This is a genomic window from Klebsiella sp. H-Nf2, assembly GCF_002806645.1.
Classification (GTDB): domain Bacteria; phylum Pseudomonadota; class Gammaproteobacteria; order Enterobacterales; family Enterobacteriaceae; genus Klebsiella; species Klebsiella variicola.
The window spans coordinates 331,267-347,246 of record NZ_PIBL01000001.1; the positions used below are offsets into that span (position 1 = coordinate 331,267).

Annotated in this window: 13 protein-coding genes and 1 pseudogene; 12 read left to right on the top strand and 2 right to left on the bottom strand. The window is 57.5% G+C overall.

What is annotated here, in order from left to right:
• Position 1: 1 nt before the first annotated feature.
• The 10 genes and pseudogenes from CWM58_RS01655 to CWM58_RS01700 all read left to right on the top strand — a co-directional run bounded on the left by CWM58_RS01655 (position 2) and on the right by CWM58_RS01700 (position 12,728).
• Positions 2-979, top strand: a complete 978-nt coding sequence (locus tag CWM58_RS01655) for a hypothetical protein (protein WP_100680054.1) — start codon at positions 2-4, stop codon at positions 977-979.
• Positions 954-1,478 carry a hypothetical protein gene (locus CWM58_RS01660; RefSeq protein WP_100680055.1) on the top strand — a complete coding sequence of 175 codons (525 nt, stop codon included), beginning with the start codon at positions 954-956 and terminating at the stop codon, positions 1,476-1,478. Before CWM58_RS01655 ends, CWM58_RS01660 begins: the two co-directional genes overlap by 26 nt.
• A 2-nt stretch (positions 1,479-1,480) precedes the next feature.
• The gene (locus CWM58_RS01665) at positions 1,481-2,707 is read left to right on the top strand and encodes a hypothetical protein (protein ID WP_100680056.1); all 1,227 of its coding nucleotides are present in this window, start codon (positions 1,481-1,483) and stop codon (positions 2,705-2,707) included.
• A 179-nt stretch (positions 2,708-2,886) separates the two neighbouring features.
• Positions 2,887-3,159: pseudogene (locus CWM58_RS01670) on the top strand (PAAR domain-containing protein); the annotation flags it as partial.
• Between the two features lie 496 nt (positions 3,160-3,655).
• On the top strand, positions 3,656-7,117 hold the full coding sequence (locus CWM58_RS01675; protein ID WP_100680058.1) for an ImcF-related family protein: 3,462 nt from the start codon (positions 3,656-3,658) through the stop codon (positions 7,115-7,117).
• A complete protein-coding gene (tssA, locus tag CWM58_RS01680; RefSeq protein ID WP_100680059.1) occupies positions 7,114-8,706 on the top strand; it encodes a type VI secretion system protein TssA in 1,593 nt (530 codons plus the stop codon). Before CWM58_RS01675 ends, tssA begins: the two co-directional genes overlap by 4 nt.
• Before the next feature lie 79 nt (positions 8,707-8,785).
• On the top strand, positions 8,786-10,540 hold the full coding sequence (tssF, locus tag CWM58_RS01685) for a type VI secretion system baseplate subunit TssF (protein WP_100680060.1): 1,755 nt from the start codon (positions 8,786-8,788) through the stop codon (positions 10,538-10,540).
• A complete protein-coding gene (tssG, locus tag CWM58_RS01690) occupies positions 10,504-11,589 on the top strand; it encodes a type VI secretion system baseplate subunit TssG (protein ID WP_100680061.1) in 1,086 nt (361 codons plus the stop codon). Before tssF ends, tssG begins: the two co-directional genes overlap by 37 nt.
• Entirely contained in the window at positions 11,567-12,109 is a 543-nt protein-coding gene (tssJ, locus tag CWM58_RS01695; RefSeq protein ID WP_100680562.1) for a type VI secretion system lipoprotein TssJ, read from the top strand. Before tssG ends, tssJ begins: the two co-directional genes overlap by 23 nt.
• 124 nt (positions 12,110-12,233) lie before the next feature.
• Positions 12,234-12,728 (top strand): hypothetical protein, encoded by a 495-nt coding sequence (locus CWM58_RS01700; protein WP_100680062.1) that lies wholly within the window; start codon positions 12,234-12,236, stop codon positions 12,726-12,728.
• Between the two features lie 66 nt (positions 12,729-12,794).
• Here the strand turns inward: CWM58_RS01700 and bdcA are convergent, their stop codons facing one another.
• A complete protein-coding gene (bdcA, locus tag CWM58_RS01705; RefSeq protein ID WP_100680063.1) occupies positions 12,795-13,508 on the bottom strand; it encodes an SDR family oxidoreductase in 714 nt (237 codons plus the stop codon).
• A 73-nt stretch (positions 13,509-13,581) separates the two neighbouring features.
• Here bdcA and CWM58_RS01710 point away from each other — a divergent pair, with 73 nt between their 5' ends.
• Positions 13,582-14,175 carry a TetR/AcrR family transcriptional regulator gene (locus CWM58_RS01710; RefSeq protein ID WP_100680064.1) on the top strand — a complete coding sequence of 198 codons (594 nt, stop codon included), beginning with the start codon at positions 13,582-13,584 and terminating at the stop codon, positions 14,173-14,175.
• 4 nt (positions 14,176-14,179) lie between these two features.
• Here CWM58_RS01710 and CWM58_RS01715 read toward each other — a convergent pair whose 3' ends face one another.
• Positions 14,180-14,935: an SDR family NAD(P)-dependent oxidoreductase gene (locus CWM58_RS01715; RefSeq protein WP_022066352.1), complete on the bottom strand. Its 756-nt coding sequence runs from the start codon at positions 14,933-14,935 to the stop codon at positions 14,180-14,182.
• A 158-nt stretch (positions 14,936-15,093) separates the two neighbouring features.
• Here CWM58_RS01715 and CWM58_RS01720 point away from each other — a divergent pair, with 158 nt between their 5' ends.
• Entirely contained in the window at positions 15,094-15,972 is an 879-nt protein-coding gene (locus CWM58_RS01720; protein WP_012968392.1) for an AraC family transcriptional regulator, read from the top strand.
• Positions 15,973-15,980: the final 8 nt, after the last annotated feature.

Genomic DNA, 15,980 nt, shown 5'->3' on the forward strand with positions numbered 1-15,980 from the left:
AATGAATAATGCACAGAACGCAGGAAGAACTAATACCACCTCGGACAGCCTTGTTCTGGTGGTTGTAACTGCTGAGAATACGACCTGGGTTACGCCAGCCGATAATGCGGAATTTACTTTAAATGCTGATGCCACAATTCCAGAGATTGTTTTTGAATTTAGAACGGAAGCTCCAGGCCCTTATCAATGGTCTTGGGTGATTAACTGGGATGCCAAACAAAGTGGCCTGAAGGAAAGACCTAGAAGAAACTTCATATTAAGAACATATTCGGAGGTAGGTGATTTTTCTTCGAGTGAAAAAAGGTGGGTGTTAGATTTTGGTGGGCAAAAAGTACTGGGAGGTAAACTTGTTGTTTCAGTCAAGGTTGGTGGGTTAATCATTAAGCGTAGCATTAAAATTAAAGGCCAGAACCCGGTTGTTACAGATCTGCACGATTTTATTGATACCCTTGAAAACTCAGCTGGGCTTAAAAAGTTGCTTGCTCATGAAAGCTTTAATAAGCATTTCATTAATCTTGATGGCGAGCCTATTGTATCCTTTGACCAAGGCTATGGTATGGCGCAAATGACAAACCCGGCACCGGACTATACCACAGCTTGGAGCTGGAAGGAGAATGTTAAAGCAGGAAGCGACTTGTTCCAAACTAAACGTGAACAGGCGATAAATCATCTCAGTCAGCATGGCACATATTCGGACGAAATGGTCGAACGAGAAGCAATCTCTTTGTGGAATGGGGGGTATTATTATAAATGGGATAGCAGAAGTAACTCTTGGGTTCGTAAATATAACCATCTCTGTGACAGTCAAACCGGAAATATTGGTTGGAATATGAATAACCCCATAAATGCTGGTAACACTGAGGCGCAGCTACATATCCGAGATCAGCCAACTTACGCTTCTGGCTCAGATGGACAGTCTGCGGAACATGCATGGGTTTATTCAGGATTATGTTATGCCGATAAAGTTTATGGAGAATAAATACATGGGCTATATACAAATCCTTATTTTTTTTCTTGGCGTAACATTCAATGTCTCCGCGTCAGAAATTAAACAAATATTTAACCGTCAGCAACCATTCACTATTAAAGGTGTAACGATTACACCTCAAAAAGAACTAGCATCACTATACAGTGATGGAAAATTGCATACCGTCGGTAATAGACAATATTTCCTTTTGATTAATGGCTTCTCCTCGCGCCCAGAAAATCCCACGGCACAGTGTGGTGCCGGGCAAGAAATGTATGCCGATATTTACCAAGTTGAAGCTAAAAAGGCCACCAGGGTACAACGTTTAATGGTTGTAAGTTGCTGGCGTTCACTGGAACTAGATAGCTGGCAGAAGCAAGAAGATTTTTCATCGATTATATGGAATAAGGATGGAGTTATATTTGACTGGATTGTGCCGCCTAAATTCACCAACCTTCGCGCACAACTGAATCTTAATGCTGTTTCACCTGAACTGGTCTTTATACCTTGATTATGCCTGTAAATCTTAAAATCATTCCCCCCGCCGCCAGGCGTCCGACTCCCATCCATTTTGGCAACTGGCTTTCTGCTTTGGGGGGGCTGGTTGTTGTCGCGGCAATAGTGGGTCTGTCATTTGATCGGCAGGGAGAGAGTACAAAACTTTGGCTACTCTTTCCTTTGGTCATAATGCTGGTCTGGTTACTAATGTTTGTTCTGAGAGCCTTGTTCTGGCTGTTTCGGCATTATTATGCTAATGGCTGGGATAGAAGGCGCGAAGAAATAATATTATGTGAAACTCGCCGGGGTCGTCGGGCGCTACAGATCCTTCATATAAGTGTGGATATCCCGTTACCTGAGGAACCAGAGCAGACTCCAGTGACATTATTAATGGAAGGGGCCTCAATACTCAAAAACCAAGCCGGTCGCGGTCGGAAAGACTATTGTTTACATACTTTTTTCCCAATCCCGCCTATAGGACAAGAGATTGATGATTCACTGGATCCCGAACAACAGGATCTGGCAACGTTTCAGGCGGGGCTTCATAAGGTGCTGGCTGATGTTGCCATCGCACTTACACCGTTTTCTCCGAAACAAACGCTCACAGTGCTGTTTGAGGCTAACACCTCGATTTTGCCACGTCGCTTCATTCCGGCCTGGCACGAAAGCATGAAGGAGGCCGGCATTGTTCAGCCGATTGAATATGTTGATGGCCACGGTGCGCAGTTTATTGATGAGTGGCTTGATAACCGCATCAATGACAAGTCACTACTGCTCATCATTGCTGCTCAGATCGCACCGGAAATACGTCAGGGGAGTACAGAGGCAATGGTAGCGTTGTTGCTGGGCAATAGACTTACGCAAAACATGGTACCGCCGCTGGCTTGGTTACACCGCCCAGAACGGGCTGTTCCACAATTGCTTGAAGAAGCCATAGCGCAGGCTGCTGACTGGGTGCCCCTGAAGGCAGGGCAGGCTAAACACCTTTGGCTCAGTGGTTTGACATTAGAAGAGGCCTCCTCTGTTATCCCTGCGATGGCATCACCCCTTCTTTCCGGAGTTCCGTCGCCGGCTGGCCGTCATAACACCGACCTTATTATAGGACATGCTGGTTGCGTATCCCCATGGTTGGCCGCAGCAATGGGGACACTTGCTTCGCAACGGACCGGTTCCGCACAACTGGCTATCAGCGGCGATGGTGACACCGGGGCACTTTGGATCCAGGCCATTACCCCTGCGTGAGTTACCTTGCAACTACCTGCATAAGCCCACTAGGCTGGAAAGTCATGTCTAAGTACAAATGCCTGTTGTGATCTAAAAACGGATCCGAGCACAGGAAGAAACTGACTGCCTACATTGACTGATGGGGCTGCAGACAGAATTTCAAAACCGCATGAAAGTAAAACAGTAAGGAGAAAGTGATGACAGTTGGACATTTTTTATTTCAGGACGATAAGACAAGCTGTGGTGGGGTGATCACAGAAGGAATGCCCGATCACATGCATTCCGGAAGATTGCAGGCCTGTGAGGAACATAGTGTAACCTGTGGTAAGCATCCCGGTCTTTTTAAAATAATGGGGGGCTTACCTAACGATTTCATTCATGGCCGTCGTATTGCCGGTACGCTGCACAGCAGAAGCACCTGCCCGTGCCGAGCTGAGTTTATACCATCGATACACACCGACACGTATGATTTACCCCCCCAATAGAGCACTGGTGTCAAGAGCGCACGGGTAACTCTATTTATGTCGGGCCACTGGCCTTAACAGTGAGGCCGTGCTACTGAGCGTACCGTGGCAATTCGTGCAAACCAATAATCCAGCGAGAGGCTAAAAGAGGTTTGCTGCTGGTGAACTGTCTGGAACAGGATATTCTCCCGCCACATGCCGTCCTTCACCCCCTGTAAGCGGTGAAGGTTGGGTGATTATACTGCACTCCGCCATGCTAAACAGGGGTCGCATACCAAACTCATTATATCCGTCAATGCTGCGGGGCTGAAAGTGATGACTTGTTGTCGGGACTTTGAGTCTCAAAGGTTGCCGGTAACGCGGCGCTCTGGCTTGTCGTAGTCGTTGCCACGCAATTAATACAAAAACTGGCGCGCCATTGACTGGTATGCCGTGAACAAAAAAATGGAAAGGTCTGGAATATGGTTATATCCCCTGTGACTTCTACTAAGGAGGGTGAGGAATGAGGCGATTCCTTTCGCTGTTCAGGAAACCAGAAATTGTATTGTGGCTTTTGGTGTTTATCGTGTTGGCCAGCAATATTGTTGTGGCGGGCATCGTTTACTGGCGACCCGAAAGGCTACAACTCATCAGGGATACTTCTACATGGTATATCTGGCTGAGTGGTACTTTTGCAGTAAGCATTGTTCTGGTTTTAGTCGGAATTTTTCTGTTCTTGGGTGCTCGCGTTGAAGGTAGGCGCAGTTTCAGTAAAGAACTGCAACATGCTCAGGGTGATGATGTTAAGTTGTCACCAAAGGAAGAGGCGGCCACCGTATCTGGTGCTGTGACGATCACTTCACAAATTTGCGCCCACCTCCGCCGTCGATACACTTTCTTCTGGAACAACAAAATTCGCTTCTTCTTGGTCACCGGCGACGATGCAGCAATCGAACAACTGGCACCTGGTCTGTGTCAGCAGCGCTGGCTGGAGGGCCAGCGTACCGTTCTGATTTACGGCGGCAGTCTGCTCTCCGAACCCGATCGCCAACAATACGCCGCGCTGCGCAAGCTGCGCCGGGGCCGTCCTCTGGACGGGATTGTTCGGGTGATGCCGTCGTCTCTTACCCTGACGCCGCAGATAAGCGAGAGCGAGCTGCGTGGGCTGGAAAAAATCAGCGAACTGCTGGGCTATGCCGCCCCGGTCTGGCTGTGGAAACTGTGCGACAGTGAGTGGTCGCAGGCTGACCGCGTGGTGCAGGCGGTAGGGGTTAGCTTCCCGTTACGCGCTACCGAGGACGATGTCGCCCGTCAGCTTGCGCAGATGTTGCCCACGCTGCGGGAGCAGGGGATGCACCAGATCGCGGAGGAGACCCGCCACGACTTCCTGCTGCGTCTGGGGCAGCGGCTTATCGACGGGGAGATCGCGCAATGGCGCTGGCAGCTGGCGCCGTGGCTGACCGCCTCGCGGCAGCGGTTTGCACTGCGTGGCCTGATGTTTAGCCTGCCGGCGCCTCGTACCGTAGATCCTTATCAGGAGGCTGATACCTCGCCTGCGGGCCAGCCTCATCTCCTGACGCTGCCCGCCACCTGGCAGGGGATCGTTGATGACTGCCGCCGTTTACGCGGGCATCACGTGGGAATGGCGTGGGAGCGGGGCCTGGCGTGCGGTCTGCTGGCCATCCTCGGCCTGTGGGCGGCGGGACTGCTGCTCTCCTTTGCCCTCAATTACAGTCAGATTGCTACAGTCGCGGGAAAAGCCCGCGACCTGGTGGCCCACCCCTCTGTTTCTGACTATCAACTGACGGCCCTCCATGCCCTGCGCAATGAGGCCGGCCGTCTCGTACACGATGGGCAGAAGGGGGCTCCCTGGTATCGGCGTTTTGGTCTGGATCATCATCAGCAACTATTAGACGCCGTCCTGCCCTGGTACGGTGTGGCAAATCATCACCTGATACGTGACCCGGCCAATGCCGCGTTGCAGCAGGCGCTCAGCGCGCTGGTCAACTCCGCACCCAACAGCGACCAACGAGCCCACCTGGCGAAACCGGGCTATGACCAGCTGAAAGCCTGGCTGATGATGTCTCGTCCGGATAAAGCCGATGGCGCCTTTTTCGCGCAGACCATGAAAGCGGTCCAGCCAACGCGAATGGGGATCTCGACCGGTCTGTGGCAAAGTCTGGCGCCGGATTTGTGGGCCTTTTATCTCTCCCTGCTGCCCGAACGGCCTGAATGGAAGATAACTCCAGATGCGCAACGGGTGAGTCAGAGCCGTCAGGTTCTGTTGCAGCAGCTAGGTCGCCGCAATGCCGAAAGTACCTTATATGAGAACATGCTTAAATCCGTGCGTCGTAATTTTGCCGATGTGTCGCTGGAAGACATGACCAGTGGCACCGATGCGCGCCGCCTGTTTACCACCGATGAAGTGGTCCCGGGGATGTTTACCCGCCAGGCATGGGAAGGCGGCATTCAGCAGGCCATTGATAAGGCAGCCAGCTCGCGCCGGGAAGAAATCGACTGGGTGCTGAGCGATTCGCGCAAAACGATGTCGACAGACCTGTCGCCGGAGGCGCTGAAAGCGCGTCTGACCCGACGCTACTTCACCGATTTCGCCGGCAGCTGGCTGAATTTTCTCAACAGTCTGCGACTTAATCCGGCGACCAATATCGCCGATGTTACCGACCAGCTCACGCTGATAAGCGATGTCCGCCAGTCGCCGCTGATAGCCCTGATGAATACCCTTGCCTGGCAGGGGCAGGCGGGGCAACAAAGGGAGGGGCTGTCGGACAGCCTTATTAAATCGGCCAAAGACCTGGTGGGCGGGAAAGACAAGCCAGTCATCGACCAGTCGGCAGCCGGCCCGCAGGGGCCTCTGGATGACACGTTCGGCCCACTGCTCCAGCTAATGGGGAAAAACACGGGCAGCAACGTCATGTCGGCCGATAGCACCCTGAGCCTGCAAACCTATCTGACCCGTATCACCCGCGTGCGCCTGCGCCTGCAGCAGGTTGCGAATGCCTCCGATCCGCAGGAGATGATGCAGACCCTGGCGCAGACCGTCTTCCAGGGGAAAAGCGTCGACCTGACCGACACGCAACAGTACGGTAGCCTGATTTCGGCAAGCCTTGGCGAAGAGTGGAGTGGCTTCGGCAACACTCTGTTTGTGCAACCGCTGACCCAGGCATGGGAAACCGTGCTTCTGCCGTCGGCGGCCAGTCTGAATGATAAATGGCGCCGCTCGGTAGTGGCGAACTGGCACACCGCCTTTGACGGACGCTTTCCGTTTGCCGCCAGCAAAAGCGACGCCTCCCTGCCGATGCTGGCTGAGTTTGTGCGCAAAGACAGCGGGCGGATCGAACGTTTTCTCACGACGGAGCTGAACGGTGTCCTGCATAAAGAAGGCAGTCAGTGGGTGCCGGATAAGGTCAACAGTCACGGCCTGGTCTTTAATCCGGCCTTTCTGCGCGCCATCAACCAGCTAAGCCAGCTGTCCGACATTCTTTTTACCGACGGCAGCCAGGGGATCAGCTTTGAGTTACAGGCCAGGCCTGCCCCGGAGGTTGTGGAGACACAGCTGACGATAGACGGCCAAAAGCTGCGCTATTTCAATCAAATGGCCGACTGGCAGACTTTCCGCTGGCCGGGGGAGACGTATAAACCCGGCACTCTGCTGACCTGGACCAGCGTCAATGCGGGCACGCGCCTGTTTGGTGACTACAGCGGTACCTGGGGTTTTATTCGCTGGCTGGAGCAGGGTAAACGCCAGCCGCTGGATCGCAGCCAGTGGATGATGAGCTTCACCGCCCCGGATGGCCGCACCTTGAAGTGGGTATTGCGCTCCCAGCTTGGGAGCGGCCCGCTGGCGCTTCTGGCGCTGCGCGGATTGACCCTGCCGGATCAGATTTTTAGTGTCGATGCGGCTGAGAGCGCACAGGCCCTGACGACGGGGGTAGGGAATAGTGACATGGATGAGATGGAATTATGAGTATTTTACAAAATTTGGTTGCCGCCAGTCAGTTGGATGAAAGCGTACTGCGCCAGCAGGCCCGGTCACGCCAGGCGCAGTGGCAGTCCTGGCTTGCGCCAATCAGTGAAAGCCAGCCCACCGGGAGCGATCCGGGCTATGACGATGATTTTCAGCGTATCCGCGAGGAGGTCAATAAGATCTCCGGTGTCGATACCGAACTGATTTGCCAGCTGGCTGAAAAACTGCTGACTCAGACCTGCAAGGATCTGCGCGTGATCACCTTTTACGTGTGGGCGCGTCTGCAGCGGGATGGCGAAACCGGTCTGGCGGAGGGCGTTACGCTGCTGGCGGCAATGCTTGAGCGGTTTGGGGCTATGCTCCATCCCCAGCGTGAACGTAGCTGTAAATCGGCGCTGGAATGGCTTGGCAGTCGCCGGATGTCGGACAGTCTGTCTCTTTATCCGGAAGTCGACATGACCACTATGCAGGTCATTATCGGGGCGTTATTGCTGACGGAAGCCTCTTTTGCCGGATTGGCTGAAGCATCTCGCCCCGATCTTTCCGGGCTATATCAGATACTGGAGAACCGCCTGGTGCAAAGCGGCGGAGCCCACAGTCTGGTGCCGCAGACCAGCCGCGAAGAACACGATCTGCTACCCCAACATACGGACACCGCACCGGTAATGCATACCGTCACGTCAGGTCGTGATTTGCTCGATCAGGCTAAGGTGTTGGCGAAATATCTGCGTGAGTGTCCCGGCGGATGGCTGGCAGGTCATCATCTGATGAAGAGTGTGCGTTGGGATACGTTAACGGAGTTACCGCCGCTGGATGCCTCCGGCCGGACCCGGCTATTGCCTCCCAAGCCTGAGAGTAAAGCCCATCTTAAACGGTTGTATTTACAGAAAAGCTGGTCGGAATTGCTGGAGCATACGGACACGCTGTTGGCGCAAGGCGTCAACCATCTGTGGCTGGATGTGCAGTGGTACGCCTGGCAGGCGCTGCTGAAACTGGATGCTGACAGTGTACGTGCCGATATCCTGTGCCGGGATATGAAAGGGCTACTGGCTCGTCTGCCGGGGCTGGAAACCTTGGCGTTTAACGATGGTACGCCATTCGCCGATGAAGTGACGCTCAACTGGCTTAACGAGCGTGTTCTGGATGAGATGGCCGGATGGCAAGATGAGCCGGTAATGGCGGCGACCAGCGCTGATGAGGTGCTGTCGCTGGAGCCAGAAGTGCTCACCCGCGCGGACGATGAAGGTATTGAGTCGGCGCTGAACTGGTTACAGGCGCAGCCGGGCTATACCACCAGCCGCAATCGGTGGCTGATGCGCTTACTGATGGCGCGAGTCAGCGAGCAGTACGGAAAAAATGAAATGGCGCTACATCTGCTGGCGGAACTCGACAGCCGTGCCCGGGAAATCACGCTCGAACAATGGAAGCCGGAGCTTATCTTTGAGGTCAAAGCCCGCCGACTCCGGCTGCTCAGAGGCAAGGCCGGGCGCAGTGAGGCAGAAAAAAATCGCTTGCTGCCAGAAATGGAGTCATTGCTTGCCGGGCTTATCGCTCTGGATCCCGCTCGCGCTGCGGTGCTGTGCGCATAATTCACGCATCATTCACATTGCACTCCCTGCACTTGCTGTTCTCTGCATATCTGAATGCTATTACTCATTCTGGTGATTTATGGACGATTTAACTCTGCGTTATTACGACGCTGAAATGCGCTACCTGCTGGAAGCGGGTGAAGAGTTTGCCCGTGCTCATCCTGAGCAGGCGGCAATGCTCAATCTCGACAAAGCAGGCGCCCGCGACCCCTTTGTTGAGCGCCTGTTTGAAGGTTTTGCCTTCCTGATGGGCCGCATGCGCGAGAAGCTCGATGACGATCTGCCTGAGCTGACCGAAGGCGTGGTCAGTCTGCTGTGGCCACATTATTTACGTACCATTCCCTCGATGTCGGTCGTGGAATTCACCCCCGACTGGCCGGAAATGAAAGAGCCGATGACGATGGCTAAAGGCTTTGAAGTGCTTTCCCGGCCGATCGGTGAAAAGGGCACGCGCTGCCGGTACACCACCACCAAAGCGATCGCTCTGCAGCCGTTATCCCTTGAGCGTGTCCAGCTGGCCACTGATACGGATGGCCGGTCGGTGATCACGCTGCGCTTTAACTGCAGCCAGCTGACGGACTGGCGCCGGGTCGATCTCAGCCATATCCCGCTCTACTGCAACGCCGATGCGCCGCTGGCCTGCGCCATGCACGAGGCCTTTACCCTCAATGTGGCCCGGATGTGGCTGCGCATGCCCGATGAGGTGGACAGAAGGCCGCTGGACGGGTATTTCAGCGCGCTGGGATTTGGCGAAGAGGACTGCCTCTGGCCTGAAGATGGCCGCAGTTTTCGTGGTTACCAGCTGCTGCTGGAGTATTTTACCTTCCGCGAAAAGTTCATGTTCATCGATCTGCGCGGGCTGGAGACGGTGGCTTTTCCGGCCGGACTGGCGTGGTTTGAAATCGACGTCGTGCTGGCGGAACGCTGGGAACATGACTTCCGCTTCAGCGAAAAGCAGCTGCGCCTGCACTGCGTGCCAGTGATCAACCTGTTTCCGCTGGAGTCGGATCCGCTGACCATTAACTCCCTGCAGACCGAATACCCGCTGCGCCCGATGCGCGTGCAGGACGGCCACACCGAAATTTACACCGTCGATTCCGTGATCTCCTCGCACCAGCAGGTTTACGCGCCGTTCTCAAGTTTTCGCCACAAAGGCGGCATGATGCGTCATGACGCGGCGGAATATTACTATCATACCCGGGTGCGCCGTGGCCCCTCCGGGCTGTACAACACCTGGCTTATTGTCGGCGGAGAAGCCTTCGATAATCATTCCGTACCGGAAGATGAAAGCCTGTCGCTGACCCTCACCGGAACTAACGGCCAGCTGCCGCGTCGCGCGCTGCAGAGCACCGTGCTTGATACGGTGATGAAAACCACTTCCGCCAGCGTCGCGGTGCGTAACCTCTGCGCACCAACGCTGCCGTGCTATCCCCCCGCCCAGGACCGTTTTCACTGGCGGGTGCTGAGCCATCTGGGCAGCAGTTTTCTTTCCCTGATGGACAACGCTGAAGTCCTGCGCGGCACCCTGGCGCTGTATGAATGGACCGACAGCGAGATGAATCGTCGGCGTCTGGAAGCCATCCTCGACGTGAAGCACTGCGCAACAGAGCGCTTTGCACAGGGCCATCTGGTGCGCGGCGTGCAGATTGAAGTCACCCTCGACAGCCACGGCTTTGCCGGACGAGGCGACATATGCCTGTTTGGCGAGATGCTTAGCCGCTTCTTCGCGCTCTACACCGACATCTACTTGTTCAACCGCCTGATTATCATTCTGCAACCAACCGGAGAACGACTGGAATGGGAAGAGAAGCACAGCCGACGCATTCCCGGCTGACCCCGCGGCTGGAAGCCGACCTGCCGCGGATCAATTTTTACCGCTTCTGCCAGCTTCTGGAAAAACGGCGTCCCGGCCAACCGCTGATGGGGGGAACCAGCCATCCGGCTGACGATCCGGTGCGTTTTTACCCGCATCCGGGGATGGGATTCCCGGCCAGCGAACTCAGAGCCGTGGAATACGATGAGGCCGATGACTGCGGGCCGCCGGTCATTCGCACCACCTTTATGGGGTTGTACGGTGTCGATTCGCCGCTCCCGACGGCATATCTCGATGATATCGCCCAGCGCAGGGAAGGGCATGAAGCGCTGCAGGGCTTACTGGATATCTTCAGCCACCGGATCATGACGCAGTTTTACCGCATCTGGCGGAAATACTCCTGGCCCGCCACCTTTGAGCCTGGCGGCACCGATCGTCTCTCGCAGTCGCTGCTGGGCCTGGCGGGGTTGGGCATCCCCGGCACGACGCAGCATATCGCCTCGCCGGCGTCGCGCTTTCTGGCGCTAACTGGCGTGCTGCGGCAGCCTGGCAAAACCCAGCAGGGGATCCAGGCGCTGGTCACCCTGCTGGCCCCGGAGACCACCGTCAGGGTGAGCCCGTACAGCCTGCGTCCGGTGGCGATCAGTCAGCCGCTGGGGTTTTACGGCGATGACGACTTCTTACTGGACGGCAACACGCCGCTGGGTGACGAAGCGATGGACGCCAGCAGCCAGCTCCTCGTCGCCCTTACCACCGACAATCCCGCGGAGGCGCAGGGCTGGAAGCCTGACGGCCCGCTGTTTCGGGACTTTCTGATCCTGCTGCGGGTATACCTCGGCTGGCGATTCCGGGCCAACATCACCCTGACCGCGCCGACCCGACTGCTGGCTGTCCCTCCGCTGGGGGACGAGCCGTTCTGGCTCGGTATGAATGGCGTGCTGGGTGTGGGGGAGGGCGAGTGTCAGGACGATATTCCTCAGACCTTTACCACCGAGCTGGGTACCTATACGGGCCTGCAGCCTGCCACCTTTCTACAAGGAAACCGACGTGTTACGTACAAGTTTGACTAAAACCGCCTGCCTGCTGCCCCTGCTTGCGCTTTGTCTGAGCGGGTGCGGGCTCACCCAGCGTGTCTCGGAGGGGACCAAAACCGCCTTCAACGCCGTTTTTTATAAGAAAATTAATACGCTGCATCTGGACTTTACCGCGCGTGAAGCGCTCAACACCGATGCCAGAGAGAATCACTCGCTCTCTGAACCGGTGGTGGTGCGCATCTATCAGCTTAAAGATCGCCAGACCTTTGACCGGCTGGTTTACCAGCAGCTGCTGGAGGAGGGGGATATTCTGCTCGCCGCCGATCTCCTCGCCAGTCGCGATGTGGTGATCAGTCCCGGAGGGGATGCCAGTCTGAATATGCCGCTGGAAGCGGAGGCGACGTTCGTGGCGGTTGTCGGCCTGTTCCGCTATCCGGACACAGAAAGAAATACCTGGAAGCAGGTGCTGGGGCGTGAGGAATTGGATCCGGACAAGCCGCGCATTTTTACTGCCGAAAACAACCAGCTACGGCTCAGGTCTGAAGCGGCGAAGTAACGTCAAAAACAAACATTTGTGGCGGGGCTATCGCGCCAGTTCGCCCCCAATCTTCGTAACCAGCGAACGGGCGATAACCATCTTCATCCAGCCCACCGGCTTCACCACAGCACAGGGAGATAACGTGACAGCGAGGGAACGTTTTTTTAAGAAACTGCAGCAACAGCAAAATCCGCGGCGGAAAGCGGCCCTCGACGGGTCGGCCGCCGCGGATATCACCAGGTTTCGCCAGCAAATGGCGGCGCTGGCTCAGCAGGTAAGTCAGTGGTTTGACGGAACGGGTATCGAGGTGGTGATTTCGACCCGCCACCTCCACGATCTGAGTACCCTTGGCTACAGCCTCAACAGCGGCATCTGCCGCTACGATATCCCGGCCATTCGTCTGCAAAACGGCGAGCGCAGCGTCAATATCGTGCCGCAGCAGCTGTTGGATGGCGTGGAAAAGGGGATCGTGACGCTGAGTCTCGAGACACCCGGCGGTACGGGCTCCCGGGAGGTGTTTTATCTTAGCCTGGCCCCGGAGGAGGGCTGGATGATCCGCAAGGCGCACCAGCCCCCGCAAGCGCGGCTGATGCTTACCGAAGATCGCTTTTTTATGGCGGTCGACAGCCTGGCCTGACAATCCCTGACAGGCGATGACGTTCCCGCGGCGGCGGTGCAAAGCGCGCATCGCCGCCCGGGGATATCAGGCGCCAAACGCGCCGTCGATGGTGTGCATGGCGCCCGTGACAAATGACGCCTCCGGACCGGCCAGCCACGCCACCATTCCCGCCACCTCTTCCGGGCGGCCATGGCGCTTAATGGCCATAAAGCTGTGCATCAGCTCTTTCATCGGACCGTTCTCCGGGTTGGCGTCGGTATCAACAGGGCCGGGCTGGACGACGTTGACCGTGATGCCGCGCGGGCCAAAATCACGCGCCAGGCCACGCGCCAGCCCCTGCAGGGCCGATTTGCTGACCGCATAGGCCGCCATTACCGGCACCGGCATGCGATCGCCATTGACCGAACCGATGACAATAATGCGCCCGCCTTCCGGCATGCGGCGCGCCGCTTCCACGGAGGCATGGTAGGGGGCATGAATATTGATGCGGAACAGGCGATCGATGGCATCGCTGTCCTGCTCGAGGGCATCGCCGAAAATGGCGATCCCGGCATTGACCACTAACACGTCCAGCGGGCCGCTGTCGCGGACCAGGCTTATCACCGCATCACGATCGGCGCTATCCGCCTGCACCGCCGTGCTGCCGGTCTCCGTCGCCAGCCGCTCGGCCGCTTCCGGCGAACCGGAATAGCTAAACACCACCGATGCGCCATCGGCGACAAAACGCCTGACGATCGCCGCGCCAATTCCCCGACTCCCGCCTAAAACCAGCACTGATTTGTTGTGAAATGCTGTCATATCCCGTACCTCATGATATTGTAGTGACGATTACAATATGCTGCGGCAAAACAGGCTGTCAAGGATTAATATAGTGACCACTACAAAACCAGGGCGTACTCCGGGACGTCCTCGCCAGTTTGATGCGGAACAGGCCATTGAAACGGCACAACGCCTCTTTCACGCGCGAGGCTACGACGCGGTGAGCGTGGCCGATCTGACCCAGGCTTTCGGTATCAACCCCCCGAGTTTTTATGCCGCTTTCGGCAGCAAGCTCGGGCTGTATACCCGCGTCCTGCAGCGCTACAGCCAGACCGGGGCCATTCCCATCGACGCCCTGCTGCGAGACGACCAGCCGGTGGCGGCATCGCTCATCGCCGTGCTGCAGGAGGCGGCTCGCCGCTATGTGGCCGATCCGGCCGCCGCCGGCTGTCTGGTGCTGGAGGGGGGACATTGCCAGGATGCCGACGCCCGGGGGGCGGCAGGCGAATGGCATGCTGCGGCAAGAGCCAAAATCCAGCAGTATATCGCTCGCCATCGCCCGCAGGACGCGCTGCGGGTGACTGACTATATGGATACGCTGATGCTTGGCCTGTCGGCGAAAGCGCGGGAAGGGGATAGCCTGCCGCGTCTTCTGGAGACCGTGCGGCTGGCAGGCCTGGCGCTGGAGCGCATCCTGCCAGCCTGAGTCGTCAGATGGTTTGTCCGCCCGACACCTCGATCCGCTGGGCGGTCACCCAGCGGTTATCGTCGCGCAGCAGGCTGGCGATCATCGGCCCAATATCCTCAGGAACGCCCACCCGTCCCAGCGCCGTCATCGCGGCAAACTGCGCGTTAACCCCTGCGTCGTCCCGCACCAGCCCACCGCCAAAATCGGTGGCGATAGCGCCGGGGGCGATGGTATTGACGGTGATGCCGCGCCCGCCCAGCTCGCGGGCCATATACACGCTCAGCATCTCCACAGCCGCTTTGGCGGCGGCGTAGGCGGAGAAGCCAGGATAGGAGACGCGGGTCAGCCCGGAGGAGAAGTTAACGATCCGTCCGCCGTCTGCCAGCAGCGGCAGCAGGGTTTGTACGAGGAAAAATACCCCCTTAACGTGGACGTTAAACAGCCCGTCGAACTGCGCTTCGCGCGTTTCGGCCAGCGGGGCGAATTCGCCGTGCCCTGCGTTATTGATCAGGTGGTCGAAAGTGGCCCGCCCCCAGACGCTGGCCAGCGCGCTGCCGAGGCTGTCGGCGAAAGCCGGGAAGCTGGCGGTTTGCGCCATATCCAGCGGCAGGGCGATGGCCTTGCGCCCCAGGGCGCGGATGTCGGCGACCACCTCTTCCGCCTGTTCGAGATTGCCGCGGCAGGTGACGATGACATCCCCACCCTGGCGGGCGATATCCAGTGCGGTCTGACGGCCAAGGCCGCGGTTGGCGCCGGTAATAAGTGCAATCTTAGTCATGTTCGGTCCTCTCTGGTATGTTGAGGCTCTACAATAGGGGCCGCGCGTCAGGCCGGGTTGCCCAATCCTTGTTATTTTTTGCCCATTTCTCTCCGTTCACTCCCTTTTCCCGGGAAATAGCGCATACTCAGGCTTTAAAACTTGCCTGAAAGGATCTTATGCGCGACGCCCTGTTCGATCTCTGCCGCCGGTTTGCCGATGCTCATGTCGATAGCAGCGGGGTGGCGGTTACCCCGGTTCCCGGCATCACCCTGGTGCGGGCCCTGCATCCTGGCGACCTGCAGGCGGCCATCGCCAGGCCGCTGGTGGCCATGCTGCTCCAGGGGCGCAAGAGCGTGACCACCGGCCTGGCGAGCTTTGACTATGGCCCGGGCGAGGCGATGGTGATTGCCGCGGATGTCCCCACCACCAGCCAGATCACCGAGGCCAGTCAGCGTTTTCCCTATTACGCGCTGGTGCTGGAGCTGGACCTGGCTATCCTGCGCGAGCTGCAGGAGGCCGGGCCGTCAGGGCCGGATGAGGCGCCCCGCGTTGGTATCGAACCGATGAACGCCGATGTGACGGATGCCGCTTACCGGCTGGCAAGGCTGTTTGAACAACCGGGGGCGCTGGCGGTGCTGGGGGAAGGTCTGCGGCGGGAGCTGCATTACTGGCTGTTGCAGAGTGTCCATGGGCCGGCCATTCGGGCGCTGGGCGCCGTAGACAGCTATTCGGCGCGGATCCGCCGGGCGGTGGCGATGCTGCGCCGGGATTTTATGCAGCCCGTCAGCGTCGACGCGCTGGCCGATGCCGCCGGGATGAGCGTCTCGGTCTTTCATCGTCATTTCCGCGCCATGACCACGTTGTCGCCGCTGCAGTTTCAGAAGCAGTTACGCCTGATCCACGCCCGTCGCCTGATGCTGGCGGAAGGGATGAGCATTGCGCAGGCTGCCGGGGAGGTGGGCTATATCAGCGTGTCGCAGTTTACCCGGGAATACGCTCGCCTGTACGGCGCGCCGCCGGGCCGCGATCGTCGGCGGGAAAAAATGAGCGCCTGACCTGGCGC